Here is a 25,567-nt window from a genome sequence, read left to right as displayed (position 1 = left end):
CTGGTTTAGTATTTAAAACACTAATAAAATCATAGCTGTCCGCCGTGTGCATCTTGTGCGCGAGGGCCGGCGAAATGAGGAAGGCAAGACACGAATGGCAAACATACTCGTAGTGGATGATGAAATGGGTATCCGTGAGTTGCTCTCGGAAATATTGGGCGACGAAGGACATGCTATCCAGCTGGCCGAAAATGCGCAGCAGGCGCGTGAAGCGCGTGCCGCCGGTGCGCCGGATCTGGTATTGCTCGATATCTGGATGCCCGACACCGATGGCGTGACCCTGCTCAAGGAATGGCAGCGTGACGGCTTGTTGACCATGCCGGTGATCATGATGTCGGGCCACGCCACCATCGATACGGCGGTCGAGGCGACGCGCATCGGCGCCATGAACTTCCTGGAAAAACCGATTGCCCTGCAAAAACTGCTGAAAGCAGTCCAGCAAGGCTTGACGCGGGCACAGGAAACCGTGCGCGCGCCGAGTGTGGCGCCGCGTTCCGTGGCAGCCGTGGTGGTCGAGGAAAGCAGTCATCCCGTGCCCAGCTTTGGCGGCAGTGCACCGCAGCAGCTGATGGTGCGCCCAGGCATCGCCGTACCGGCGGTGGCCGAAGGCCATGGCTACAACCTGTCATTCGACTTGCCCCTGCGCGAGGCGCGCGACGCGTTCGAGCGCATGTATTTCGAACACCACCTGGGCCGTGAAGGCGGCAGCATGACCCGCGTGGCGGAAAAAACAGGCCTGGAACGTACCCATTTGTACCGCAAGCTGAAACAGCTGGGCGTCGAACCGGGCAAGCTGGCCAAGAAAAGCCTGTGACGGCAGCAGTGCGGCGTCCGACGCCGCTGACCCTGGTCAGCGGTGGACGCGCCGCCGAGCGCGAGGCAGCCATCGCGCGAGCCTTGGCACCGGACCAGCCGGCCGCCGTGATCCTCGAGGGACTGGCTGACGGAAGCGCCATCCTGGCCGACCTGGCCGAACAAATTTCCCCTTCTCCATCGTTTCCATTGCAACTTTTGCGCATTGCGCCTGGTTGCCTGTGCTGCAGCGGCAATCTCGTATTGCGTGTAACATTGAATCGTCTGCTGCGTCATCCTCCCGCACGCTTGTTCATCAGCCTGGCCGATGCCACGCATATCGAACAATTGCGCGCTTGGCTCACTGTCAGTCCCTACGACGTCCTGTTGGCTCTGCAAGCCGACATAGTGGTTGCTTGACGATCTCCTGATGGAATTACCGCAGTTGCCTTTGCATCTCGTTACAACTCTGTAGCCCGCCGGGTGGCATGGCGCTTGAAATGGCGCCGTATCAGCCCCACCTCTGTTCTGAAACCGCAGGAGGCTCTCCTGCTTGAGCGAAGGATGCAAAATGAATCTGATCTATAACAGCGAACAATACAGCGTCGTGGAATTCGGCGCCGACGTCGACCTGGAAGCCCTGCGCTTTGGCGGCTATGAAATCGTCGACAAGGGCGGCAAGCGCGAAACCTTTATCGCCGGCATCCTTGCGCAAAACTTCCGCCGTGACGTCACGGAATTGATCGCCAGCGAACCCAGCATGGAAGAGATCGATGAATTTTTGGGCAGCTACGATTCCCTCATGAGCCAGCCCGTGCTGTTGCACTGACCGGATGGCTATCGCCACCATACCAATCCGTCTGACGGCATGGTATGGTGGTTGTGTTATCCAGCTGCAAACAGACCATGTGCCAACTTCTCGGAATGAATTGCAATGTCCCCACGGACATTGTCTTTAGTTTTACCGGCTTCGCCATGCGCGGCGGCCATACCGATACCCACCATGACGGCTGGGGCATCGCTTTTTTCGAGGGCGCCGGCGTGCGCCATTTCGTCGACCACCAGGCGGCCATCGCCTCGCCAGTGGCCGAACTGATCAAGCGCTATCCCATCAAGTCGCGCAATGTCATCGCGCATATCCGCAAGGCCACGCAAGGCCAGGTGGCGTTGGAAAACTGCCATCCCTTCGTGCGCGAACTGTGGGGCCGCTACTGGGTATTTGCCCACAATGGCGATTTAAAGGAATTCCATCCCGTGCTGACGGGCAGTTACCGCCCTGTCGGCTGCACCGACAGCGAGCTGGCCTTCTGCTATCTGTTGCAGGAACTGCATGCGCGCTTTGGCGATGCTCCGCCAGCCTTGCCGCAGCTGCATGCTGCCCTGGCGGAGTTGTTGCCCAGCATTGCCGCCCACGGCACATTCAACATGATGCTGTCGAGTGGCGAGGCGCTGTTCGCCCATTGCTCGACCAGCTTGCATTATTTGGTGCGACAACATCCGTTTCCAACTGCTAAACTCTCCGATGAAGACCTGAGCGTCGACTTTTCCCAAGTGACGACGCCCCAGGACCGCGTGGCCGTGATCGTTACCCAGCCGCTGACGACGAATGAGCAATGGACGGCGTTTGCACCGGGCGAATTGAAATTATTTGTCGACGGGATGGTGCAAGACACGCCAGTGGCCTAATTTGTTGACGACAATACGCTTGATTGCTGCCAAAATACCCACAGCGCGGGCGAAATTCAGCTAAAGTATTGTCAATAGTGAACCTTGATGCGGGCGCGGCGCGGCCGGTGTCACTCGACCTGATTGATGAAGACTTAATGATCGATATTTCCAGCAACGACATCACCCCGAAACCCTTGCGTGTGCGCGAGTTCTATCTGGGTCGACAACCTATTCTTGACCGCAATCAAGCGCTGTTTGGCTATGAGTTGCTATTCCGCAACGCTCCGGTCGGCCCCGCCAACATTACCAGCGACCTGTCCGCCACGGCGTCCGTGATCGCCCATGCGTCCCAGCTGGGCATGGAAAAGGTCATCGGCGATGCTCTCGGTTTCGTCAACGTCGATGCCGACGTGATCATGAGCGATATCTTCGTTTTCCTGCCGCGTGAAAAAGTCGTGCTGGAAATCGTCGAATCGATGCCCGTCACACCGGAAGTGCGCGCACGCATCAGCGAACTGGTGGGCCATGGCTTCACCTTCGCGCTGGAAAACGTCGTTTCCGACACGGCGCAAGTGCAGGAGCTGCTGCCGCTGGTGCAATACGTCAAGATGGACATGAGTACCGTCGATCCGAAAGTGCTGGCAGCCCTGGCGCCCCGTTTCAAGCGGGAGCAAAAGAAACTGGTGGCGGAGAAGGTCGAGACGCGCGAAGAATTCAAGTCGGGCCTGGACCTGGGCTTCGATTATTTCCAGGGCTATTATTTCGCCAAGCCCGCGATCATGACGGGCAAGAAGCTGTCGCCGTCGCAACTGGCTGTCATGGAACTGATGACACTGGTGACGTCCGACGCCGACAACATGGATATCGAGCGCGCCATCAAGCGCGACGTATCGCTGGCCCTGAACTTGTTGCGTTTGGTTAATACGCCCGCCGTGGGCGCCCGCCAGCGCATCGATTCGCTGAGCCAGGCCGTGACCGTGCTGGGCCGCCGCCAATTGCAGCGCTGGCTGCAAATCATGTTGTATGCGGAGCCAAGCAAACGCGGCCATAGCATGACGCCTTTGCTGATGCTGGCCACCACGCGCGGCCGTTTGCTGGAGCTGCTCGCGCATAAACTGCGCCCGAACCATGCCCATTCGGCCGATATCGCCTTTACGGTTGGCATCATGTCCCTGATGGATACCCTGTTCGGCGTGCCGATGTCCGAAATCCTCAGCCAGATCGAAGTCATCGATGAAGTGGCCGAAGCGCTGCTGTCGCGCGAGGGCTTCTACGGCGACCTGCTGCGCCTGGCTGAATGCATCGAGCGCATCGAAGACATGGAAGGCGAGATCGTGCCGACCCTGCGCGAGTTGGCCATGTCGCCGGACGACCTGGTGGAACTGGAAATGGCGGCCTATGAATGGAGCGACAACGTCGTAAGGTATGCGTTGTAGGTCGGATTAGGTGGGGCCGCCGAGGCCCGCAGGGCCGTAACCCGACAACATTGTTGGCGCTGACCGGTGTTGTCGGATTACGCGCAAGCGCTAATCCGACCTACCCGCTGTCGTAGCATCCCTTAAAAAGCCCCGTACGGCGTCGCCGTAGCGGGGTTTTTCTTAGGCTGCCGCGCCGGGCCAGTGCTTGTGCAGCTCGGGGGTGTTACGTAACTCCCACAGGGCCAGCACGGCGACGGCGATACCGACAAGCAGCTCGTTCCGCATGAGGACGCGCTGTTCGGTTAGTGCGCTGCGGCGCGCGATAAGTTCCGCGCGCCTTGCGCCTATCAGGACAGATTGGGTGCCAGCCAGCGTTCCACGTCCTCGATGCTGGCGCCGCGGCGCTTGGCCATGTCTTCCACCTGGTCCATGCCGATCTTGCCGACAACGAAGTATTTCGACTCCGGGTGGGCAAAATAGAAGCCGGAAACGGCCGCGCCAGGGAACATGGCATACGATTCCGTCAGCTGCATGCCGATTTCCTCGGCTTGCATGACCTCGAACATCTCTTTCTTGACCGTGTGCTCGGGGCAGGCGGGGTAGCCGGGCGCGGGGCGGATGCCGACATATTTCTCGCCGATCATGTCGTCGTTGTTCAGCTGCTCGTCCGGCACATAGCCCCACAGGTCCTTGCGCACGCGCTCATGCAGGTATTCGGCAAACGCCTCGGCCAGACGGTCGGCCAGGGATTTGAGCATGATGGACGAGTAATCGTCATGCGCATCCTCGAAGCGCTTCTCGTATTTCTCGATGCCCAAGCCGGACGTGACGGCGAACATGCCGATGTAATCCTTCACCCCCGATGCCTTAGGCGCAATGAAATCGGCCAGGCACTGGTTCGGCCGTTGCACGCCATCGACCACGGGCTTGACGCCCTGCTGGCGCATGCCGTAATAGGTGAACGCCACCGTACTGCGCGTATCGTCCGTGTACACCTCGATATCGTCGTCATTGACGCTGTTTGCCGGCAGCAGGGACACGACGCCGTTGGCCGTCAGCCAGCGCCCGTCGATGAGTTTCTTCAGCAAGGCCTGGCCTTCGGCGTACACCTTGGTGGCCGCGTCGCCCACGACTTCATCCGTCAAAATGGCGGGGAAGGGGCCGGCCAGGTCCCAAGTCTGGAAGAACGGGCCCCAGTCGATATAGTTGGCCAGGGCGGCCAGGTCGACATTTTTAAAGACGCGGCGGCCGATGAACTTCGGTTTCACGGGTGTGCAGGGACCGTCGAAGGGCACGATCATCTTGTTGGCGCGCGCCTGCGCCAGCGGCAGGATGGGCAGGGCCTTCTTGTTGGCGTGCTGCTCGCGGATGCGTGCGTAGTCGAGTTCGATGTCTTCCACGTATTTGTCGCGCTGCTCCGGCGTCAGCAGCGATTGCGCCACGGACACGGAACGCGAGGCGTCCGGCACGTAGATCACGGGCCCTTCGTAGTTGTGGGCGATTTTCACTGCCGTGTGGGCGCGGCTGGTGGTGGCGCCGCCGATCAGGAGGGGGATTTTCAGCATGCGGAAATGTTCATCGCGCTGCATTTCCTTGGCGACGTACGCCATTTCTTCCAGCGACGGCGTAATCAGACCCGACAGGCCGATGATGTCCGCGTTTTCCACCTTGGCGCGCGCCAGGATTTCCGAGCACGGCACCATCACGCCCATGTTCACCACTTCAAAGTTATTGCACTGCAGAACGACGGTGACGATGTTCTTGCCAATGTCATGCACGTCGCCCTTCACGGTGGCCATGATGATCTTGCCCTTCGGCTTGGCGACGATGCCCGTGCGTTTTTCTTCCAGCAGCTTTTCTTCCTCGATGAACGGAATCAAATGGGCCACGGCTTGCTTCATCACACGGGCCGATTTCACCACTTGCGGCAGGAACATCTTGCCCTGGCCAAACAGATCGCCGACCACGTCCATGCCGGCCATGAGCGGGCCCTCGATCACGTGGATGGGACGGCCGCCATTGTGCAATAGTTCCTGGCGCGCCTCTTCCGTGTCTTCGACGATGAATTGCGTGATGCCGTGCACCAGCGCGTGCGACAGGCGGGCCTGCACCGTGCCTTCGCGCCAGGCCAGGGTTTGCGCTTCGGCCTTGCCGCCCGCCTTCAGGGTGCCGGCAAACTCGATCATGCGTTCGGTGGAGTCTTCGCGGCGGTTCAGCACCACGTCTTCCACGCGCTCGCGCAATTCCGGGTCCAGATTGTCGTACACGCCCACCATGCCGGCGTTGACGATACCCATGGTCATGCCGGCCTTGATGGCGTGGTACAGGAACACCGTGTGGATGGCTTCGCGGGCCGGATCGTTGCCGCGGAAACTGAAGGACACATTCGATACGCCGCCCGAGATCTTCGCGTACGGCAAGTTTTCCTTGATCCAGCGCGTGGCGTTGATGAAGTCGACGGCGTAATTATTGTGCTCTTCGATGCCGGTGGCGACGGCAAAGATGTTTGGGTCGAAAATGATGTCTTCCGGCGGGAAGTCCAGCGCATTGATCAACAGGTGATACGCGCGAGCGCAAATCTCGATCTTGCGCTCGAAGGTATCGGCTTGCCCCTTTTCATCGAAAGCCATGACGATCACGGCCGCGCCATAGCGGCGGCACAGTTTCGCCTGGCGCAGGAATTCTTCCTCGCCTTCCTTCATCGAGATGGAATTGACGATGGCTTTGCCCTGCACGCACTTCAGGCCCGCTTCGATGACGGACCATTTCGAGGAGTCGACCATGATGGGCACGCGCGAAATATCGGGTTCCGAGGCGATCAGGTTCAAGAAGCGCGTCATGGCGGCCAGCGAATCGAGCATGGCCTCGTCCATGTTGATGTCGATCACTTGCGCGCCATTTTCCACTTGCTGTCGTGCCACGGACAGGGCTTCGTCGTATTGCTCGTTAAGAATCATGCGCGCGAACGCCTTCGAGCCCGTGACGTTGGTGCGCTCGCCCACGTTGACGAACAGCGATTCTTCGTTGACGACGAACGGTTCCAGGCCGGCCAGGCGCAAGTCATGCGACGGTGCAGGCACGGTGCGCGGCGTGTTTTTCGACAGCAACTCTCCGATGGCGGCGATGTGCTCGGGCGTGGTGCCGCAGCAGCCGCCCGCCATGTTCAAAAAGCCCGCGTCGGCGAATTCGCGCAGCAGGGCGGACGTGTCGGCTGGCAACTCGTCAAAGCCCGTGTCGCTCATGGGATTGGGCAAGCCCGCGTTCGGGTAGATGCACACGAAGGTGTCGGCGATCTTGGCCAGCTCTTCCGCGTACGGGCGCATCAGGGCGGCGCCCAGCGCGCAGTTCAGGCCGATGGTCAGCGGTTTCGCGTGGCGCACGGAATTCCAGAAGGCGGGCACGGTCTGGCCCGACAGGATGCGCCCCGAGGCGTCCGTGACGGTGCCGGAAATCATCAGCGGCAGGCGCACGACGGTCGGATTTAGCTCGTAGAACAGGTCGATGGCGAACAGGGCCGCCTTGCAGTTCAAGGTATCGAAAATGGTTTCCACCAGCAGCACGTCGGCGCCGCCTTCCACCAGGCCCTGCGTCTGCTGCAGGTAGGCGGCCACCAGCTGGTCGAAACTGACGTTGCGCGCGGCCGGGTCGTTGACGTCGGGCGAAATCGATGCCGTCTTTGGCGTGGGGCCCAGGGCGCCGGCGACGAAGCGCGGCTTGTCCGGGGTGGAATACTTGTCGCAGGCGGCACGCGCCAGCTTGGCCGCCTGGACGTTCATTTCATAGGCCAGGTGGGCCATGTGGTAATCGTCTTGCGCGATCGTCGTCGCGCCGAAAGTATTCGTTTCGATCAGGTCGGCGCCCGCCGCCAGGTAGCGCTCGTGGATTTCCTGGATGATGTGCGGCTGCGTCAGGGTCAGCAGCTCGTTATTGCCCTTGACGAACAGTTCACGCGCGCCACTATCGGCCGGCGCGGTGAAATCGATGAAGCGGCCAGCGGGGCCGCCGCGGTACGCTTCTTCGTCGAGCTTGTATTGCTGGATGATCGTGCCCATGGCGCCGTCGAGTATCATGATCCGTCGCGCAAGAATGGCGCGCAAGGTGGCTTCGGTCGGGGACATGGCGGGGATCACGGTATCGTTCATTTCATGCTTTCAATAGGCAAACGGGCGGCGGCGCGGCGACAAGACTTTACGAGGCGGATGCGGGACAGCAGGATCAGCTGACGGAGAGTTGCCGGCCGGGTAGGGCAGGCAGAAGGTGGCAATCGCCTGATTTCACCGGGTCTAAAATTATACGGCATCAGGCTGCTTTGGTTTTAAGCAAAAGCGGCCGTTCGCGCCACGGCAGGCCTTCTTGCAACACATCACCTTCCACCTGGCCTGCTTCTGAAATTACATTTCTGAAAATCTTACTCAAAATGTTAATTCTTCCAATAAAGTTGGCAGGAAAATACGGTGTCTGGGCTGTGGAAAAATTTCCACATTATTTGTGCTGTCTGAGGATATTTTTAATGAATTGAATGGCAATAGCTGCAAAGGAAAATAATTGTGACTTAAGTCAATGCAGAGCGAAGCGAATAGTTCTCAACATAGCGATTGCCAATCAGATACGTTATTTATTATCAAAACCAATTGAATCAAAAGCAGCAATAGTTGTCTCTAGGAATCGAGTTAGCCCATAATATTGGTTCCTCGAAAGTAAATTCTCACCAAAAATCTCCAATATGTCACATTTCCTTCGTGTCCTCCCCGGCATCGCGCTACACCAACATGGTTGCCAGCCATGAAAAACCATTTGCTTATTGCATTGTTTGTCGTGCTGGGCCTGTCCGCTTGCGGCGGGGGAGGCGGTGGCGGTGGCGACACGGTGGTGGCGACCACCTCGGGCAATCCTGTCGTGATGCCTGCCGTGACGGCAGTCTCGGCGGCGAATCTCGCCGTTGGTGGCAGCCTGGTGGTGACGGGTACGAATCTGAGCCGCGTGACGGCCTTCCAGGTGGGCGGCGTGAAGCTTGCCACCAGCGCCGCCAGCGATACCAGCGTGACCCTGGCCATGCCGGGCGTGCCCGTCTCTGGCGCCTTGAGCCTGGTCAGCGCCAGCGGCACGGCGGCCACCAGCTATAACGTCAATGTGTACCTGCCATTGAGTGTGGTCAGCGTCGCACCAGCGACGGGCGGCGTCGGTTCCAGCGTGACGATCGCGGGCGCTGGTATGGGTGCCGTGACGGCGGTGCAGTTTGGCAATGGCGCAGCAGCAACGCCGCAAAGCCAGACGGCCGGCAGCGTGACCGTGCTGGTGCCCTTGGGTGCGGCAACGGGGGCGCTGACGGTGCGCGGTCCTTACAATGATGCCATCAGCAGCGATACGTACAAGGTATTGGCGAGCGTAACCGTGACGTCGATCACCTCGGCCGTCAACGGCGGGACCTTGTCGGTGACGGTGCAGGGCAGCAATCTTGACCAGGTCAGCTCGGCATCGGTGGGCAATACACCGGCCGTGATCGTCAGCGCCAGTGCCAGCCAGCTGCTGTTGACTGCACCAGGCTCGGCAACGGGCGATGTGATGCTGTCAGCCGCTGCGCGCGTTGCCGTCAATGCGGGCGCGGTGTCGGCCTTTACCCTGGGCAGCATTGATTTCGCGCAAGTACTGAATTTGAACGCCAGCAATACGGCCTTGCGCCTGACGCGCGGCAAGCCGGCCGCCGTACGCGTGTCCGTGCTGGCCCCGCAGGCGGGCCAGGCCAGTCCCGCCGTGACCTTGAATGCGACCACCGCCAATGGCAGCAACCTGGGAAGCATCAGCATGAGCGGCCCGTCGGTTTTGCCGACGCAAAAGAACGATGACAGTTTCAACGGCAATTTCAGTGCCATCCTGCCTGCAGGCTGGATCTTGCCGGGCGTGCGCGTGCGCGTGACGGCCATCGGCAATAACGGCGTGCAAGTGAGCCAGGAAGCGGCACCCGTGGTGGCCAGCTTGGCCAGAATCCGCTTGGTGCTCGTGCCCTTGAGCACCGACGATGGCGTGGCGCAACTGCCTGACGCCGCGGTGATCCGCGCCGCGCTGCTGCGCGTGTATCCGTATGCGACGGAAAATATCAGCATCACCACGCGCGCGGCGCTGAGCATGCCTGGCAGCAGCACGGCCGACAGCTGGTGGAGCGATGCCCTGGGCAAGCTGGAAGACAAGCGCGCGCTGGAAGACAGCGGCGCTTATTATTATGGTTTCGTGCCGAAGATGTCTTCCACGCGTGCCGCCGGCCTGGCCTACATCAACCTGACTGGGAATAGCCACGACTTCACGTCGGCCATCGGCCTGGACGCCAAGGCCAGCAACATCGCATCGGTCGATCCCTTCGGTAATCAATGGCCTGAATGGCTGACCACGCTCGTACATGAGCTGGGCCACAACCATTCGCTGCAGCACGTTGCCTGCGGCGGCGCGGCCAATGCGGCTACCGACTACCCGTATGTCAATGGCGATCTGGGCCCGCAACCTCTGTATAACAGCGACTATGCGGGCAACATTGGCCAGCTGAGCAAGGCAGTCTATGGCAGCACGCCGATGAAGGATGTGATGAGCTATTGCAGCGGCGCCTGGTTCTCCGATTACAGCTATGCGCGGGTACAGCAATTCCTGGAAAAACGCAGCACGCAAGTGACGGGCAGCAATGTGCTGGCCGCCAGCATGTCCGTGGCCCAGCAGGGCTATCTGACCATTTCCGGTCGCATCACGCCGACCGGCGTGGCCTTGCGCCCAGCCGTTGCCTCGTCCACGCGTGTGGGCGCAGTGGCCAGCGGCAGCGGCCAGGCGTACACCCTGCGGGTCCTGACGGCGTCGGGAGCGACTATCGACTTGCCCTTTGATGCCGTAACCGTGGCTGACCATGGCGGCAGCGCCATGAGCCACTTCCGCGTCAGCTTCGCCAACCCGGGAGAAATCAGCGACGTGCAGGTGCTGGCAAATGGCAAGGCCTTGGCCAAGCTGGAGCGCCCGGCGCGCCGCAGCAAGGCCGCCGCCAACGATGCCACGTTTGATACGACACAAAGCGGCGGCAAGCTGGTGCTGACCTGGAATGCCCAGGCGGAACCGTCCGCCGCCGTGCTGCACGTAGCCGCAGATGGCCGCAAGACGGTGGTCGCAAGTGACTTGACTGGCGGAAACGCCAGCGTCGATGTCAGCGCCTTGCCGGCCGGTGGCCGCTTCGAGGTCAGTCTGTCGTCGTCCCTGGGCGCACGCCTGATGAAAGTGGCGCGCCGGTAAACACGGGTGCCGGATGCAAAAAGGGCTTGCCGCGGCAAGCCCTTTTTTGATGGCCGTCGACAGGACGACGCCGTGCCATCAAGTAAAACGTTTGCCTTCCAGCGGGAAGCCCTTGATGAACTCGGCCGCAGGCAGGCGCTTGCCGCCCGGCTTTTGCAGTTCCGTCAGGCGCAGGGAGCCATTGCCGCAAGCCACGACGATGCCGTGCTGGGCGTCGGCTGCCAGCACCTGGCCAGGCGCTTCCTTGCTGTCCGCTTCGAGCACGTCGGCGGCCCAGATCTTGATGGTTGTGCCATCAACCTGGCCGCAGGCGCCGGGAAACGGATTGAAGGCGCGGATTTTCAGGCCCAGTTCCAGCGCAGGCTGGCTGAAATCGAGCGCCGCCTCTTCCTTGGCGATCTTTGCCGCGTAGGTCACGCCTGCTTCCGGCTGCGGCACGGCTTCCAGCGGCTGATGCTGCATCTTGCGCAGGGTCTCGACGATCATTCTGCCGCCCAGGGCGGCCAGCTTGTCGTGCAGGCTGGCGGTGGAATCGCCCGCCTCGATGGGCGTGCGCTCGATGGCCAGCATGGGGCCAGTATCGAGGCCTTCTTCCATCTGCATGATGGTCACGCCCGTTTCATCGTCACCTGCCTCGATGGCGCGGTGGATGGGCGCGGCACCGCGCCAGCGTGGCAGCAATGAACCGTGGATATTGATGCAGGGTTTGATGTCGAGCGTGCTGCGCGGCAAGATCAAGCCGTAGGCCGCCACCACCATCACGTCGTAATCCGTGGCCAGCAGGCGCTCGTGGGCCGCTTTTGCCTCGGCGGCGCGCTGCGGGTCCTTGCTATCCATGCGTAGGGACAAAGGCTGCAGCACGTCGATGCCGTGCTGCTGCGCATATTGCTTGACGGCCGAGGCGTGCAGCTGCATGCCGCGTCCGGCAGGGCGGTCGGGCTGGGTCAATACCAGCGGAATCTCGAATCCCGCTTCGTGCAAGTCTTTCAAGGCCGTGGCGGCGAATTCAGGCGTGCCTGCGAAGATCACTTTCATATGGTTCCTTGACGTGAGGTGCGCAGGCCCGCGCCCGAGGGCGCCAGGCTGGCGTGGTGTAACGAGTACTGTTGTTGCTTAGTCTATCAGCAGTGGCTTAAAAACGGCGGTTCTGTGCGCGCAAGCTTGCTTCGCGCTCAAGACCACGGATTTCCTTGACCATCTTGGTCTTGATGCGGTTGCGCTTGAGCGGCGACAGGTATTCGACGAATACCTTGCCCAGCAGATGATCCATCTCATGCTGGATGCAGACGGCCAGCAAGCCATCGGCTTCCAGTTCGAACTGCTTGCCGTGGCGGTCCAGGGCGCGCACCTTGATGCGGGCCGGACGCTCGACGCCATCGTAGACGCCAGGCACGGACAAACAGCCTTCGTCGTAGACCTGCTTTTCTTCGCTGGCCCAGGTGATTTCCGGGTTGATGAACACTTGCAGCTGGTTTTTCTCTTCGGTGATGTCGATCACCATCATCTGGATATGCTCGTCCACTTGCGACGCGGCCAGGCCGACGCCAGGGGCGTCGTACATGGTTTCGGCCATGTCGTCGATCAGGGTTTGCAGGCGCGCGTCAAATTCGGTGACGGGCTTGGCGATCGTGTGCAGGCGAGGATCGGGGTAACGCAGGATATTTAATATGGACATACTGATTCGACTGGTTAAGGTGGACGCCGGTGCGCCGGATTATTCATGCCTGGGCCATGCGAACGATGGCAGGGCTATTTTATTTGAGTACGCTACGGTTGGGCGCGTATGGCACAACGGCGCGGCAGATGCGTTTGCCAGTGCGCTTCGTTTGCTGCAAAGGGAAATTTTATCACAGACGCCCATGGCCCTGTGGACGGCGGGCCGTTTGGCACGGCCATTGCACGCATCCTTGCGCGCGTCGGTATCGCGTGCGCGCCATGGCGCTAGCATTGGGGGGCACAGTACACAGTGAGGTTGTCATGCATGCAATTGCAACGACGGCAGACACGGCCACGGAACTGGCGGGCTGGCTGCGCCTGCAGCATCTGCCCGGCGTGGGGCCGGTGGCGGCGCGCGCCTTGCTGGCCCGCTTCGGCTTGCCGCCGCAAATCTTTGCCGCGCCGTTCGATGCCTTGCGCGCTGTGGTGCCGGCCAGCTTGGCGCGTGCCATCGTGCAACCGCCCAAACCGGTGGCCAACAGCCAGCTGGCGCTCACACTGCAGTGGTTGCAGCGGCCCGGCAATGCCGTGCTGACCCTGGCCGACGCCGCGTATCCGCCCCTGCTGCTGGAAATTGCCGATCCGCCGCTATTACTATATGTACGGGGGCGGGCGGAACTGCTGTCGCGCCCCGGCGTGGCCATTATTGGCAGCCGCAATGCCAGCGCGCAAGGCATGCAGAATGCTGCCGCCTTTGCCCACGCCCTCAGCGCGGCAGGCTTGACCATCATTTCCGGGCTGGCGCTGGGCATCGATACGCATGCGCACGAGGGCGGTTTGCGCGGCGCGGGCGCCACCGTGGCCGTGATCGGCACGGGCGCCGATCTGGTGTATCCACGACGCAACCTTGATCTGGCGCAAAGAATTGCCGAACAAGGCTGCATCGTCAGCGAATACGCGCTGGGCTTGCCGGCCATGCCTGCTAACTTTCCGCGCTGCAACCGGCTGATCAGCGGTCTGGCGCGCGGCGTGCTGGTGATCGAGGCGGCAGCCCAATCGGGTTCCCTGATCACGGCGCGCCTGGCCGGTGAACAGGGGCGCGACGTGTATGCCTTGCCCGGTTCCATCCATGCCACCCTGTCCAAGGGTTGCCACGCGCTGATCAAGCAGGGCGCCAAGCTGGTCGAGTCGGCCGATGACGTGCTGCAAGAGTTGCAGTGGCGAGTCGGCGTGCCCGTTGTACCGCCCGCGGTGGAAGACGAAACACCGCTGCTGGCCGCACTGGGCCACGATCCCCTCGATGCCGATACCCTGGCCGCGCGCAGCGGCCTGGCCATGGGTGCGCTGATGGGCGAATTGCTGGCGCTGGAGCTGGCGGGCCTGCTCGAACGCTTGCCAGGAGGACTGTTTCAACGCTGCAAATGACAGCTTGTCACTTGTGTGGCGGCCTTGCCGCACGGGGGCGCTTTGTCGGCGCGCACCCTTGTGTCGCAGCGAACTTAGCTGATAGAGTAGAGCCATGTTCGATATCCTGGTGTACCTCTACGAGACTTACTATCGCCCCGACGCCTGCCCCGAGCCGGCAGTCCTGGCGCGCAAACTGTCGGCCGTCGGTTTCGACGACGTGGAGATTTCCGAAGCGCTGGTCTGGCTGACGGACTTGAACGCCATGGCTGGCGTCGAGCAAACCCTGACGTCCAGTTCCACTGGCACACGCTTCTATGTGCAGCAGGAAAGCGACGTGCTGGGCACGGCAGCCATCGGTTTCATCCAGTTCCTGGAAAGCGCCAAGGTGCTCTCGCCGCTGCAGCGCGAAATCGTCATCGAACGGGCGCTGGCGCTCGACGAGGCGCCCGTGTCGCTGGGCAAGCTGAAAGTCATCGTGCTGATGCTGCTGTGGAGCCAGGGCAAGGAACCCGATGCCCTGATGTTTGACGATCTGTTCGTAGACGACGAAGACCTGCCTCCCCGCCTGCTACACTAATAAAAATGTCCATGGCGGCGTTACAGCGTCTTGCCGTACTAGCGTACTGTCTGCGACGCTGCGCCTTGCCCTTAACATTTTTATGCTGTCTTGCTGGCTGCCACGCAGCCGTTGGCTCGACCCTGGCGTCGCTGCCGCGCCATCCCCTCCAAGATGCACTGCACCGGCGCGCACGCCAGACCATTGTGTTTGCGCCTGCGCATTCTTGCTTGCAGATAACTTGCCGAATTCTTCAATAGGCGCTTATCATTGGCCGCTTGACAAGACCACAAGTCACAAGGCATTGCGCAGACAAAAGCGTCGGCGCCTGGCAATGCACTGTATGATGCGCATGCTGAAACTATCCTAGAGCATTTTTCGAGACCAAAAAATATGACAAAAACCCTCATCATCGCCGAGAAGCCTTCTGTCGCGAACGATATCGCGAAGACGCTTGGCGGCTTCACCAAGCACGATGAGTACTTTGAATCGGATGAATACGTCCTGTCGTCGGCGGTTGGCCACTTGCTGGAGATCGCCGTACCGGAAGAATTCGACGTGAAGCGCGGCAAATGGAGTTTCGCGCACTTGCCGATGATTCCACCGTATTTCGCGCTGAACCCGATCGCCAAGACGGAAGCGCGCCTCAAAGTATTAAACAAGCTGATCAAACGTAAAGACGTCACTACCCTCATCAACGCATGCGATGCGGGGCGCGAAGGCGAGCTGATTTTCCGCCTGATCGCGCAAAACGCCAAGGCCAAGCAACCGGTCAAGCGCCTGTGGCTGCAGTCGATGACGCCGGGCGCTATCCGCGACGGTTTCTCGCATCTGCGCAGCGACGAAGAAATGCTGCCGTTGGCGGACGCGGCCCGCTGCCGCTCGGAAGCCGATTGGTTGATCGGTATCAATGGCACGCGCGCCATGACGGCGTTTAATTCGAAAGAAGGCGGCTTCTACCTGACCACCGTGGGCCGCGTGCAGACGCCAACCTTGTCCATCGTGGTCGAACGCGAAGACAAGATCAAGAAATTCGTGCCGCGCGACTTCTGGGAAGTGCGCGCCGAATTCGTTTGCGCAGCCGGCATCTATGAAGGCCGCTGGCTCGACACCAAGTTCAAGAAGGACGAGAACGACCCCGAGAAGCGTGCCGAGCGCCTGTGGAGCAGGACGGCTGCCGATTCGATCGCCACCGCCTGCCGTGGCCGCCAAGGCATCGTCACGGAAGAGTCGAAACCGACCACCTCGATGGCGCCGGGCCTGTTCGACCTGACCAGCTTGCAGCGCGAAGCAAACTCGCGTTTTGGCTTCTCGGCCAAGAACACCCTGGGCCTGGCCCAGGCGCTGTATGAAAAGCACAAGGTATTGACCTATCCGCGTACCGATTCGCGCCACCTGCCGGAAGACTACATGCCGACCGTGCTGCAGGCGCTGGAAACGGTCAAGGAAAACAGCAACTACCACCAGTTCGCCAAGCAGATCATCGACAAGGGCTGGGTCAAGCCGAACAAGCGCATCTTCGACAATACCAAGATCTCGGATCACTTCGCGATCATCCCGACGACGATCGCGCCGAAGAATTTGTCCGAGCCGGAACAAAAATTGTATGACTTGGTCACGCGCCGCTTCATGGCCGTGTTCTTCCCGCCTGCAGAATTCCAGGTCACCACGCGCTACACGGAAGTGTCCGGCCATCAGTTCAAGACTGAAGGCAAGGTCATGACCAATCCGGGCTGGCTGGCCATCTACGGCAAGGAAGCATCGACGGACGCGGACAAGGAAAGCAATGGCAACGGCAACCTGGTGCCCGTGGCCAAGGGCGAGAAAGTGCAGACGGAAAGCGTCAGCGCCAACGGCCTGGTAACGAAACCGCCAGCGCGCTTCACGGAGGCGACCTTGCTGTCGGCCATGGAAGGCGCCGGCAAGCTGATCGACGACGACGAGCTGCGCGATGCGATGGCCGGCAAGGGTCTTGGAACCCCGGCAACGCGCGCAGCCACCATCGAGGGCTTGCTGACAGAACGCTATCTGATACGCGAAGGCCGCGAACTGATTCCGACGGCCAAGGCTTCGCAGTTGATGACTTTGCTCAAAGGCCTGGGCGTCAATGAATTGACGGCACCGGAACTGACGGGCGAGTGGGAATACAAGCTGTCGCAGATGGAAAAAGGCAAGATTTCGCGCGAAGAATTCATGCGTGAAATTGCGCAGATGACGCAAATCATCGTCAAGCGCGCCAAGGAATACGACAACGATACTATCCCCGGCGACTATGCCACCCTGGAAACGCCTTGCCCGAATTGCAGTGGCGTGGTGAAGGAAAACTACCGTCGTTTCGCCTGCACCAAGTGCGAATTTTCGATGAGCAAGACGCCGGGTTCGCGCCAGTTCGAAATCGCCGAAGTGGAACAATTGCTGAAGGACCGCACCATCGGCCCGCTGCAAGGCTTCCGCTCGAAGATGGGCCGTCCGTTCGCCGCCATCCTGCGTATCGTGCGCGATGAAGAGATCAAGAATTTCAAGCTGGAATTCGATTTCGGCCAGAACGACGAGAGCGAAGATGGCGAAGGCGTCGATTTCACGGGCCAGACGCCAGTGGGACCTTGCCCCAAGTGCAATGCCGGCGTGTATGAAATGGGCCTGGCCTATGTGTGCGAACACAGCATGGCCAAGCCGAAGACGTGCGATTTCCGTAGCGGCCGCATCATCTTGCAGCAGGAAATCTTGCCGGAACAAATGGCAAAACTGCTCAACGATGGCAAGACGGACTTGCTGCCAGGCTTTGTTTCGCAGCGTACCCGTCGCCCGTTCAAGGCTTTCCTCGTACGGGGCAAGGATGGCAAGGTGAGCTTCGAGTTTGAAGAGCGCAAGGCCAAGCCGGGCGCCAAGTCCAAAGCGGCAGCGACCGAGGTCGAAGGCGAAGAAGGCGCGGCGCCAGCGAAGAAAACGGCCGTCAAGAAAGCGGCAGCCGTCAAAAAAGCGCCAGCCAAGAAAGCCACGGCCGTGAAAAAGCCGGCCGCCAAGAAGGCGCCGGCTAAGAAAGCGGCAGCGGCGGAGTAATCCGGCGCCGGCCAAACAAAAGCCAGGGATTTCCCCTGGCTTTTTTTACGTCCCGATGCTGCCTGTTGCTAGCCTGGCGCTTAGTCCAGGTAGTCGGAATACTCGCGCTGTGCGTAATGCTGCAGATTGGCCCACGGCTGCGCCTTGCTGACGGTCGGCTGCAACTTGACGTCGACTCTGCGATAGAAGGTATTCGCGCGGTCGCCGCTCTCGATGACCAGGGGAATCTGTTTTTGCTCGTCCCACAGGATGCGCTGGAACACGCCATTCTTTTCCACTTCGCGCCAGCGCGCGCCCGTCACATTCGACGCCTGTTTCGACAGCGGCATGGCGGTCACCAGTTTCGGGTCCAGCAGATAGAAACTGTTTTCCCAGGAACCGTCGAAATTGACGTTCTCGTACTCGGCTTTCGGGATGGAGACGACGATCTTGTCATGCGCATCGATGTATTCCACGCGCACGGTGTTCTTTTCCAGCATCACGTGGCGGGGAATCAGCACGGGATTGAAATGCTTGTGTTCATGCTGCGTGGCCTTCAGCGCCACTTTGGTGTTTTCGCCATGCTTGTGGCCGGCATGCGCGTCCGTCGATGGCGCCAGCACGCGCTCGACCCACACGTGGCCGGGGCGGCGCAGCATCTTTTCTTCGTAGCGGCTCTCGCGCGTCACGCCTTCGGGCGTCAGGACGCGGCTGTAATAAGTGATGCCGAGGTCCAGGTCGACAGGGGCGGAAGGCGTGGCAGGCGCTGCCTGGGCGCTGGCGGCAAAGCCGGCGGCAAGGAGGACGGCGATCAGGGACGATTTCATGGTGTTGCCTTTACGTGCAGAGGGGCGGAGGGCAGTGCCATCCGCCCCGGTGGGGTTACCGTGTTGATGCGGATCAGAAGCCGAAAGCCGCCTTCAGCAAGTCGAACACCTTGGTGTTGTCCAGGGTGCCCTTGAAGGTCTTGGCGCCGGCGCCCGTGGCCAGCAGCTTGACGTCGCCGCCGCCGTGGGTTTCGCTGGCCAGGCGCACGCCTGTTTCTTGCAGGTAGTTGTCTTTCAGGGCCGTGGTGCTGTCGACGTTGCTGCGCAGGGCAGGGCGGTTCGGGCCGTTGCCGAACACCAGGGTGGTGTAGGTATTGCCATCGGCATCCTTGCTCGGCTGGTTATCCTTGTAGCCGCGGTTGATGTCGAGGATAGGGTTGCCGCGCTTGCCGTAGCCGTTGAAGGCCAGCGTGTGGTCATGGTCGGCCGTGACGACGATCAGGGTATTGGCCAGGGTCGGATCGGTTTCCTTGATCTTCGCGATGGCCGCCTTGATGGCGTCGTCGAAGGCGATGGTGTCGGTCAGCGCGCGCTTGGCGTTGATGCCGTGCAAGGCGTGGTCGATACGGCCGCCTTCGACCATCAGGAAGTAGCCGTTCGCGTTTTTCGACAGCAAGTCGATGGCTTTCAGCGTCATTTCCGACAGGCTAGGCTGGGTCGCGCCTTCGCCCAGTGGCGGCGTGGCGGTGCGGTCCAGTTCATATTCCAGGTGGCTGCGCGTGCTGTACAGACCGATGAACTTCTTGCCGCTCGGCGCTGCCGCCATTTCCGCTTTCGTCGCGGCCACGGTGTAGCCCTTGGCGGCAAATTCCGTCAACAGGTTGCGGCCATCGGCGCGGCCATACTTGTTGCTTGCCGACCATGGGGTGAAGTGGTTGCGTCCGCCACCCATCAGCACGTCCACGCCGTCGCCCAGGGCGGCGTTGTAGCCTGCGCCGCCTGGCGCCGTTTGCGCGGCGATCGCGTATTGGGCATTGCGGTTGCAGATGTGCGAGAAAGTCGTCGCTGGCGTGGCGTGCGTCAGTTCCGTGGTGGTGATGGCGCCCACGGCCTTGCCCTTGGCTTTTGCCAGTTCCAGGATGGTCGGCACGGTCTTGCCGCCGGCCGGGCAGTTGTCCACGCCCAGGTTGCCGTTGGCGTCGCGGCCGGGTTCCTTGGCGATGGTGTCCTGCGCCATCGAGATGACTTCATTGTTCATCTTGACGCCGGTCATGTAGGCGGCCATCGATGGCGCGCTGTCCGTCGTTTGCGCATCGTTCGAGAACGTTTTGATGCGCGCCGTGCGCTCCAGCGTGTCCATGGTCAGGCTGCCTTCTTCCTTGTACTGGTAGATGCGCGCCGCCGTCACGACGGACGGGCCCATGCCGTCGCCCAGGAAGAAGATGACGTTCTTGGCGTCGGCGGCGTAGGCGCTGGTAACGCTGGCGGCCACGAGCGTGGTCAGCAAGGAGAGTTTCAGGGCCGATTTCAGTGCGGCGGGTTTCGATGCAAGTTTCATGTGCTTGTCCAATTCTTGTCTCTTGGGGATTACAGACCGCCGGCGGTCTTGACCAGGCCGAATACTTTGGTGTTGTCGATGGTGCCAAGGAAGGTTTCCGAACCCTTGCCGATGGCGCCCAGGAAGACGTCGGTGCCGCCGTGGGTTTCATTGCCGGCCGTGGTGCGGATTACCGCTTCCTGGTGGTAGGTGTTGGCGCTGGTGACGGTTTCATCGAGGCTGGCCATGGCGGCGCGGCTCGATTGCGTGCGGTTTTCGCCATTGCCGAAGCCGATGATCGAATACGGTGCGCCGTCCAGGTCTTTCTCGACCGCGCCGGTCACGTAGTTCTTCACCACGCCCAGCACGCCAGCGTTGCCGGCAGCCGTCTTGCCCGTGCGCTTGGCGTAGCCGTTCAGCACCAGCGTGTGGTCATGGTCGGCCGTGACGACGATCAGGGTATTGGCCAGGGTCGGATCTGTCACCTTGGCTTTTTCGATGGCGGCCTTGATGGCGTTGTCGAAGGCGACGGTATCTTGCAGCGCTTTCTTGGCCGTGGTTTCGTGCAGCGCATGGTCGATGCGGCCGCCTTCGACCATCAGGAAGTAACCCTTCTTGTTCTTGGCCAATACATCCATGGCCTTGGTGGTCATTTCCGCCAGGCTAGGCTCCTTGGCAGCATCGCGGTCCAGGTCGTAGCTCATGTGGCTGGAAGTGAACACGCCGAACAGGCGGTCCGTCTTGGCAGCATCGACAGCCTTGAAGTCGGTGGCGTTGTTGGCCACGGTGTAGCTCTTCGCTTTCAGCTCGGCCACCAGATCGCGGTCGTCGGAACGCTTGCCGCCATTCTTGAATGGCGTAAAGAATTGCGCGCCGCCACCGAGGACTACTTCCAGGCCGGTGGCGCCCAAGGCGCTGTTGTAGCCCGTGCCGCCTGGCACGAGGGCCGCAGCGATATCGTTTTCCAGGTCGCGGTGGCAGATGTGCGAATAGGTCGCGGCCGGCGTGGCGTGCGTCACGCGCGCCGTGCTGACGACGCCGGCGGCAAAGCCCTTGGCCTTGGCCAGTTCCAGCAGGGTGGTGGCGGGCGTGCCGTTGCCGGTACCGCATTTGTTGACCAGTTTGTTGCCGTTCGCATCCGTGCCCGGATCGATGGCAACCGTGTTGGCCGACATGGAGATGACTTCGTTGTTCATCTTCACGCCCGTCATGTAGGCAGCCATCGATGGTGCGCTGTCGGTGACTTGCGCGTCGTTCGAGAAGGTCTTGACGAAGGCCGTTTCCGGCAGGGTGTCCATGGTCAGCGCACCGTCTTCGCCCACCGAATAGATGCGCGCGGCCGTCATGGTGGTCAGGCCCATGCCATCGCCGAGGAAGAAGATGACGTTTTTCGGTGGCGCTTCTGGCGTCACATCTTCTTTTTTGGCGTCGCTGCCGCAGGCGGCCAGCATCAGGGTAATGGCGACGCTGCAGCCAGCGACGGAAATTTTTCTGCGTGTCATGTGGTTCATCCGGCTAGGTTTGAAAGAGCTAGCAAGATAACAATCCAATGTGACACCCTCATGACGTTGTGACACGTTTTGCGACGGCGCTACGCCGACGCCTGTGGCGCGGTTTTTGCGCACGTTATCGCTGGAAAAATACAGCGTATCGCGCAAGCGGTCCTGCCCGCCTTTGCCTGCCATTTGTCTGTTGCATCGTTTATTGCGCCGAAATATGCAACAAACTATTGCGTTTTATTGGGTTTTTCTACCGGATTAGGCAACGTAAGATGCGGGCATCCCAATCATCTTGTGAAGGCGCATCATGTTCTCCAAATCCATCAGCAGCGTTCTTGTTTCCACCCTGTTTGCCGCCGGCGCCGCCTCGGCCGCCGCCAGCGCCCCACTGACCCTGGACGTGTTCAATCCGGGCGAAGCGGCCATCTTCCCCGTCGCTTCCGTGCTGGTCGCGGGCAAGCATGATGCCGTGCTGATCGATGCGCAGTTTTCGCGCGCCGAAGCGCAAAAACTGGTGGAGAAGATCCGCGCCAGCGGCAAGAAACTGACGACGGTGTACATCAGCCACAGCGATCCCGATTTTTACTTTGGCCTCGACGTGATCAAGGCTGCGTTCCCGCAGGCAAAAATCGTCGCCACGCCGGAGACGGTGGCGGAAATCCGCCGCAAGGCCGATGCCAAGGTCGCCTACTGGGGCCCGATTTTGAAGGATAACGCGCCGCACAGCATCGTCATTCCCGAAGCGCTGAAAGGCCATCGCATCAGCCTGGAAGGCCAGTCGCTGACCATCTCGGGGCCGACGCCATCGCGTACCTATGTGTGGATTCCATCGATCAAGGCCGTCGTCGGCGGCGTGGTGCTGTTTGGCAATCTGCACGTGTGGACGGCCGATACGCAAAGCCTGCAATCGCGCCAGGACTGGCTCAAGACACTCGATGGCATCGCCGCGCTGAAACCCGTCACCGTCGTGCCGGGCCACTTCAAGGTCGGTTCCAGCCTGACGCCCGACAGCATCGGTTTTACGCGCGACTACCTGGTGACGTTTGAAACGGAAACGGCCAAGGCCGCCAATTCCGCCGCCCTGATCGAGTCCATGAAACAGCACTACCCGAGCCTGGGCCTCGATGGCGCCTTAGAGACCAGCGCGAAGGTCGCCAAAGGTGAAATGAAATGGTAAGCGGAAACAAGGAGGTCGTCATGCCCACACTGCACTACATTTTCGATCCCCTGTGCGGCTGGTGCTACGGCGCCGCGCCGCTGGTCGAGGCGGCGCAAGCCGTGCCTGGCCTGACGGTGGCCTTTCACGGCGGCGGCATGATGACGGGCAGCAATCGCCGTCAGATTACGCCTGCCTGGCGCGGCTACGTCTTGCCGCATGACCGCCGCATCGAGCAATTGTCTGGCCAGCCATTTGGTGACGCCTACGTCAACGGCTTGCTGAACGACACCACGGCCATGATGGATTCCGAACCGCCGATCACGGCCATCCTGGCGGCCGAATCGCTGGCCGGCAAGGGCCTGGACATGCTGCAGCGCCTGCAGCGCGCCCATTACGTGGACGGCTTGCGCATCGCGGACCTGCCCGTGCTGGTGGCGCTGGCGCAAGAACTGGGCATGGATGGCGCTGCCTTTCAGGCCGAATACGCGCAGCAGGCGGGTACCGCCACGCAGCAGCATATCGATGCCAGCCGCGCCTTGCTGGCGCAGGTGGGCGGGCAGGGCTTTCCCACGTTCGTGCTCGACGATGGCAGCGGTGCACTGTCCGTGATCGATATCGGCGATTACCTGGGCCAGCCGGCGAAGCTGCAGGCGCAGCTGGGCGGCGTGTGCGACGCTCACGGTTGTGCATTGTAAATATCTATCGCTTCGATAAAATCAATTATCTTTTCCTTTGTTGTCGACCTCGCTACACTGCTTTCATCAGTCAACAACGAAGGAAAAGCAGCCATGAGCCAACAGCCGCCATTCAGTACCGCCTCGGGCATCCCCGTCGCCGACAATCAGAATTCCATCAGCGCCGGCCCCCGCGGCCCCCTGCTGCTGCAAGATTTCCACCTGATCGAAAAACTCCAGCATTTCAACCGCGAGCGCATTCCCGAGCGCGTGGTACACGCGAAAGGCTCGGGCGCCTATGGCACCTTTACCGTGACGCATGACATCGCGCGCTACACCAAGGCCAAGCTGTTCAGTGAAGTTGGCAAGCAGACGGCGACTTTCGCCCGCTTTTCCACCGTTGGCGGCGAACGTGGCAGTGCCGATACGGAACGCGACCCGCGCGGCTTTGCCGTGCGCTTCTATACGGAAGAAGGCAACTGGGATTTGGTAGGCAACAACACGCCGATGTTCTTCATCAAGGACCCGATCAAGTTCCCCGATTTCGTCCACACGCAAAAGCGCGATCCGCAAAGCAATCTGAAATCGGCCGAGATGATGTTCGATTTCTGGAGCCATGCGCCGGAAAGCCTGCACCAGGTCACCATGCTGTTCTCGGACCGCGGCACGCCGGACGGCTACCGTCATATGGATGGTTTCGGCAGTCACACGTATAGCCTGATCAATGCCGACGGCCAGCGCGTGTACGTGAAATGGCATTTCAAGACACGCCAGGGCATCAAGAATCTGCCTGCCTCGGAAGCGGGCCGCCTGGCCGGCCTTGATCCCGACTACGCCCAGCGCGACCTGTTCGGCGCCATCGAACGCGGTGATTTCCCGCAGTGGGAAGTCAAGCTGCAGGTGGCAACGCAGGAGCAGCTCGATGCATGGGAGCAGCGCACGGGCTGGAACCCGTTCGACCTGACGAAAGTGTGGCCGCATGCGGACTTCCCGCTGCTGCCGGTGGGTATTTTCGAGCTGAACCGCAACCCGGACAATTACCACGCGGAGGTCGAGCAGGCGGCCTTTTCGCCGGCCAATGCCGTGCCGGGCATGGGCTATTCGCCGGACAAGATGCTGCAAGGCCGGCTGTTCGCCTACCACGACGCCCAGCTGTACCGAGTCGGCACCAACCACCAGCATCTGCCCGTGAATGCGGCCCGCTGCCCCTTCCATAACCAGCAGCGCGACGGCAGCATGGCGATCAACAATGGCGGCGCGGCGCAGAATTACGCGAACGTGGCGGCGGCAGGCACGCAGCCGCAAGGCCTGGGCCATGGCGAGGGGGCGCTGGCGCTCGATGGTGGCGCGGCGCGCTACGATGGGCGCGGCGTGGAAGACGATTACACGCAGGCCGGCAATCTGTTCCGTCTGATGTCCGTCCAGGCGAAACAGAACCTGTTCGACAACCTGGCCGGTCCCTTGAGCCAGGTGCGCGCAGAAACCTTGCAGCGTCAGCTGGCTCACTTCGACCAGGCCGACCCCGCCTATGGCACCGGCGTACGGGCAGCCTTGCAGGCGCGTGGCGTGACCCTGTAAGTGTGTCTGTGGCAGACGGACCTACCATGTTCCGTCTGTTGTTGATATAGCACAAATTGGTGGTTGATATTAAATATTGCCGTATGGACATATTTGTCTTCCATGCGTAGACTTGTCGGTCTGATGATTGCGCCGTCTTCCTGGCGGCATCCTGACTAGAAAGTCTTGCAATATGAATATGGTGAAGCTGTCGGTGCATGGGGATGACCCCACGCTCAAATCCATTCTCGAAGTCTTGCCCACTGATCCGGAACGGCAATGGCGCAAGGGCGAGGCGAAGGGCGCGGGCCGCGTGCATCTCGATTCCGGCTTTGAAGTGCTCATCGCGCAGGCGTCCAAAGCGCAAGTGCTGCCCTCGCGCATACGCACCTACCTGGCCGAATGCCGTTCGCGCGGCGTCACGTTCACCATGCCGCGCATTGTGGCCGAGCTGCAACTGGAGTTGAATGGCGATGACACGGTCGATGCGCCGCTGGACCTGACCCTGGCCGACATGCAGCACCTGACGGAAATGGGCATCAGCCTGAGCCTGGTGACGCGCTGCGCCGCAGCCTGAC

19 protein-coding genes are annotated in these 25,567 nt (G+C 61.0%); 13 read left to right on the top strand and 6 right to left on the bottom strand.

The genetic code is table 11. The features are described 5' to 3' along the window. Window positions 1-94: 94 nt before the first annotated feature. The 5 genes from ACQ4WZ_RS25490 (at window position 95) to ACQ4WZ_RS25470 (ending at window position 3,896) form a co-directional block, all read left to right on the top strand. Window positions 95-814, top strand: a complete 720-nt coding sequence (locus ACQ4WZ_RS25490; protein ID WP_436574789.1) for a response regulator — start codon at window positions 95-97, stop codon at window positions 812-814. Continuing rightward, window positions 811-1,212: a GTPase gene (locus tag ACQ4WZ_RS25485; RefSeq protein ID WP_436574788.1), complete on the top strand. Its 402-nt coding sequence runs from the start codon at window positions 811-813 to the stop codon at window positions 1,210-1,212. The genes ACQ4WZ_RS25490 and ACQ4WZ_RS25485 overlap by 4 nt, the downstream gene beginning before the upstream one ends. A gap of 151 nt (window positions 1,213-1,363) precedes the next feature. Beyond that, complete coding sequence (locus tag ACQ4WZ_RS25480) at window positions 1,364-1,621, top strand: BTH_I0359 family protein (RefSeq protein ID WP_071079509.1); 258 nt, start codon at window positions 1,364-1,366, stop codon at window positions 1,619-1,621. 77 nt (window positions 1,622-1,698) lie between these two features. Continuing rightward, window positions 1,699-2,478 carry a class II glutamine amidotransferase gene (locus ACQ4WZ_RS25475; RefSeq protein ID WP_101484851.1) on the top strand — a complete coding sequence of 260 codons (780 nt, stop codon included), beginning with the start codon at window positions 1,699-1,701 and terminating at the stop codon, window positions 2,476-2,478. Window positions 2,479-2,615: 137 nt separating this feature from the next. Beyond that, window positions 2,616-3,896: an EAL and HDOD domain-containing protein gene (locus ACQ4WZ_RS25470; RefSeq protein WP_101483799.1), complete on the top strand. Its 1,281-nt coding sequence runs from the start codon at window positions 2,616-2,618 to the stop codon at window positions 3,894-3,896. Between the two features lie 329 nt (window positions 3,897-4,225). Here the strand turns inward: ACQ4WZ_RS25470 and metH are convergent, their stop codons facing one another. Then, window positions 4,226-7,996 (bottom strand): methionine synthase, encoded by a 3,771-nt coding sequence (gene metH / locus ACQ4WZ_RS25465; RefSeq protein ID WP_436574804.1) that lies wholly within the window; start codon window positions 7,994-7,996, stop codon window positions 4,226-4,228. Window positions 7,997-8,660: 664 nt separating this feature from the next. Here metH and ACQ4WZ_RS25460 point away from each other — a divergent pair. Continuing rightward, window positions 8,661-11,138 carry an IPT/TIG domain-containing protein gene (locus tag ACQ4WZ_RS25460; RefSeq protein WP_436574787.1) on the top strand — a complete coding sequence of 826 codons (2,478 nt, stop codon included), beginning with the start codon at window positions 8,661-8,663 and terminating at the stop codon, window positions 11,136-11,138. 78 nt (window positions 11,139-11,216) lie between these two features. Here the strand turns inward: ACQ4WZ_RS25460 and fmt are convergent, their stop codons facing one another. Beyond that, entirely contained in the window at window positions 11,217-12,173 is a 957-nt protein-coding gene (gene fmt, locus ACQ4WZ_RS25455) for a methionyl-tRNA formyltransferase (protein WP_436574786.1), read from the bottom strand. Window positions 12,174-12,270: 97 nt separating this feature from the next. After that, the gene (gene def, locus ACQ4WZ_RS25450) at window positions 12,271-12,813 is read right to left on the bottom strand and encodes a peptide deformylase (RefSeq protein ID WP_436574785.1); all 543 of its coding nucleotides are present in this window, start codon (window positions 12,811-12,813) and stop codon (window positions 12,271-12,273) included. Between the two features lie 302 nt (window positions 12,814-13,115). Between def and dprA the strand changes: the two genes are divergently transcribed. From dprA to ACQ4WZ_RS25435, 3 genes are all read left to right on the top strand, one after another. Next, a complete protein-coding gene (gene dprA, locus ACQ4WZ_RS25445) occupies window positions 13,116-14,219 on the top strand; it encodes a DNA-processing protein DprA (protein WP_436574784.1) in 1,104 nt (367 codons plus the stop codon). Window positions 14,220-14,313: 94 nt separating this feature from the next. Further along, window positions 14,314-14,778, top strand: coding sequence for a Smg family protein (locus tag ACQ4WZ_RS25440; RefSeq protein ID WP_101483804.1), 465 nt, complete (start codon window positions 14,314-14,316; stop codon window positions 14,776-14,778). Between the two features lie 372 nt (window positions 14,779-15,150). Beyond that, complete coding sequence (locus ACQ4WZ_RS25435; protein WP_436574783.1) at window positions 15,151-17,817, top strand: DNA topoisomerase III; 2,667 nt, start codon at window positions 15,151-15,153, stop codon at window positions 17,815-17,817. A gap of 80 nt (window positions 17,818-17,897) precedes the next feature. Here ACQ4WZ_RS25435 and ACQ4WZ_RS25430 read toward each other — a convergent pair whose 3' ends face one another. From ACQ4WZ_RS25430 to ACQ4WZ_RS25420, 3 genes are all read right to left on the bottom strand, one after another. Then, window positions 17,898-18,623, bottom strand: a complete 726-nt coding sequence (locus tag ACQ4WZ_RS25430; protein WP_436574782.1) for a hypothetical protein — start codon at window positions 18,621-18,623, stop codon at window positions 17,898-17,900. Between the two features lie 73 nt (window positions 18,624-18,696). Beyond that, window positions 18,697-20,121 carry an alkaline phosphatase gene (locus ACQ4WZ_RS25425; protein WP_436574781.1) on the bottom strand — a complete coding sequence of 475 codons (1,425 nt, stop codon included), beginning with the start codon at window positions 20,119-20,121 and terminating at the stop codon, window positions 18,697-18,699. A gap of 29 nt (window positions 20,122-20,150) precedes the next feature. Beyond that, window positions 20,151-21,602: an alkaline phosphatase gene (locus tag ACQ4WZ_RS25420; RefSeq protein WP_436574780.1), complete on the bottom strand. Its 1,452-nt coding sequence runs from the start codon at window positions 21,600-21,602 to the stop codon at window positions 20,151-20,153. Window positions 21,603-21,906: 304 nt separating this feature from the next. Here ACQ4WZ_RS25420 and ACQ4WZ_RS25415 point away from each other — a divergent pair, with 304 nt between their 5' ends. The 4 genes from ACQ4WZ_RS25415 to ACQ4WZ_RS25400 all read left to right on the top strand — a co-directional run bounded on the left by ACQ4WZ_RS25415 (window position 21,907) and on the right by ACQ4WZ_RS25400 (window position 25,566). Next, window positions 21,907-22,776, top strand: coding sequence for an MBL fold metallo-hydrolase (locus ACQ4WZ_RS25415; protein WP_436574779.1), 870 nt, complete (start codon window positions 21,907-21,909; stop codon window positions 22,774-22,776). A gap of 20 nt (window positions 22,777-22,796) precedes the next feature. After that, window positions 22,797-23,453, top strand: coding sequence for a DsbA family protein (locus tag ACQ4WZ_RS25410; RefSeq protein ID WP_436574778.1), 657 nt, complete (start codon window positions 22,797-22,799; stop codon window positions 23,451-23,453). A gap of 93 nt (window positions 23,454-23,546) precedes the next feature. Then, window positions 23,547-25,010: a catalase gene (locus ACQ4WZ_RS25405; RefSeq protein WP_101483809.1), complete on the top strand. Its 1,464-nt coding sequence runs from the start codon at window positions 23,547-23,549 to the stop codon at window positions 25,008-25,010. Window positions 25,011-25,182: 172 nt separating this feature from the next. After that, a complete protein-coding gene (locus ACQ4WZ_RS25400; protein ID WP_436574777.1) occupies window positions 25,183-25,566 on the top strand; it encodes a hypothetical protein in 384 nt (127 codons plus the stop codon). Window position 25,567 lies beyond the last annotated feature (1 nt).

Origin of the sequence: Janthinobacterium darwini (assembly GCF_051380905.1) — a bacterium.
Lineage (GTDB): Bacteria > Pseudomonadota > Gammaproteobacteria > Burkholderiales > Burkholderiaceae_D > Janthinobacterium.
Note: the sequence above shows the minus strand (reverse complement) of the source record. Positions and strands in the feature narration are given on the sequence as shown.

Excerpts from the sequence above, each read along its gene's own strand:
- ACQ4WZ_RS25475 (WP_101484851.1), top strand. The coding sequence starts at position 1,699 with ATGTGCCAACTTCTCGGAATGAATTGCAATGTCCCCACGGACATTGTC.
- ACQ4WZ_RS25480 (WP_071079509.1), top strand. The coding sequence starts at position 1,364 with ATGAATCTGATCTATAACAGCGAACAATACAGCGTCGTGGAATTCGGC.
- def (WP_436574785.1), bottom strand. The coding sequence starts at position 12,813 with ATGTCCATATTAAATATCCTGCGTTACCCCGATCCTCGCCTGCACACG.
- ACQ4WZ_RS25410 (WP_436574778.1), top strand. The coding sequence starts at position 22,797 with ATGCCCACACTGCACTACATTTTCGATCCCCTGTGCGGCTGGTGCTAC.
- ACQ4WZ_RS25460 (WP_436574787.1), top strand. The coding sequence starts at position 8,661 with ATGAAAAACCATTTGCTTATTGCATTGTTTGTCGTGCTGGGCCTGTCC.
- ACQ4WZ_RS25490 (WP_436574789.1), top strand. The coding sequence starts at position 95 with ATGGCAAACATACTCGTAGTGGATGATGAAATGGGTATCCGTGAGTTG.
- ACQ4WZ_RS25430 (WP_436574782.1), bottom strand. The coding sequence starts at position 18,623 with ATGAAATCGTCCCTGATCGCCGTCCTCCTTGCCGCCGGCTTTGCCGCC.
- ACQ4WZ_RS25400 (WP_436574777.1), top strand. The coding sequence starts at position 25,183 with ATGAATATGGTGAAGCTGTCGGTGCATGGGGATGACCCCACGCTCAAA.
- ACQ4WZ_RS25440 (WP_101483804.1), top strand. The coding sequence starts at position 14,314 with ATGTTCGATATCCTGGTGTACCTCTACGAGACTTACTATCGCCCCGAC.
- ACQ4WZ_RS25425 (WP_436574781.1), bottom strand. The coding sequence starts at position 20,121 with ATGAAACTTGCATCGAAACCCGCCGCACTGAAATCGGCCCTGAAACTC.
- fmt (WP_436574786.1), bottom strand. The coding sequence starts at position 12,173 with ATGAAAGTGATCTTCGCAGGCACGCCTGAATTCGCCGCCACGGCCTTG.
- ACQ4WZ_RS25420 (WP_436574780.1), bottom strand. The coding sequence starts at position 21,602 with ATGACACGCAGAAAAATTTCCGTCGCTGGCTGCAGCGTCGCCATTACC.
- ACQ4WZ_RS25435 (WP_436574783.1), top strand. The coding sequence starts at position 15,151 with ATGACAAAAACCCTCATCATCGCCGAGAAGCCTTCTGTCGCGAACGAT.
- ACQ4WZ_RS25415 (WP_436574779.1), top strand. The coding sequence starts at position 21,907 with ATGTTCTCCAAATCCATCAGCAGCGTTCTTGTTTCCACCCTGTTTGCC.
- ACQ4WZ_RS25470 (WP_101483799.1), top strand. The coding sequence starts at position 2,616 with ATGATCGATATTTCCAGCAACGACATCACCCCGAAACCCTTGCGTGTG.
- metH (WP_436574804.1), bottom strand. The coding sequence starts at position 7,996 with ATGTCCCCGACCGAAGCCACCTTGCGCGCCATTCTTGCGCGACGGATC.
- dprA (WP_436574784.1), top strand. The coding sequence starts at position 13,116 with ATGCATGCAATTGCAACGACGGCAGACACGGCCACGGAACTGGCGGGC.
- ACQ4WZ_RS25405 (WP_101483809.1), top strand. The coding sequence starts at position 23,547 with ATGAGCCAACAGCCGCCATTCAGTACCGCCTCGGGCATCCCCGTCGCC.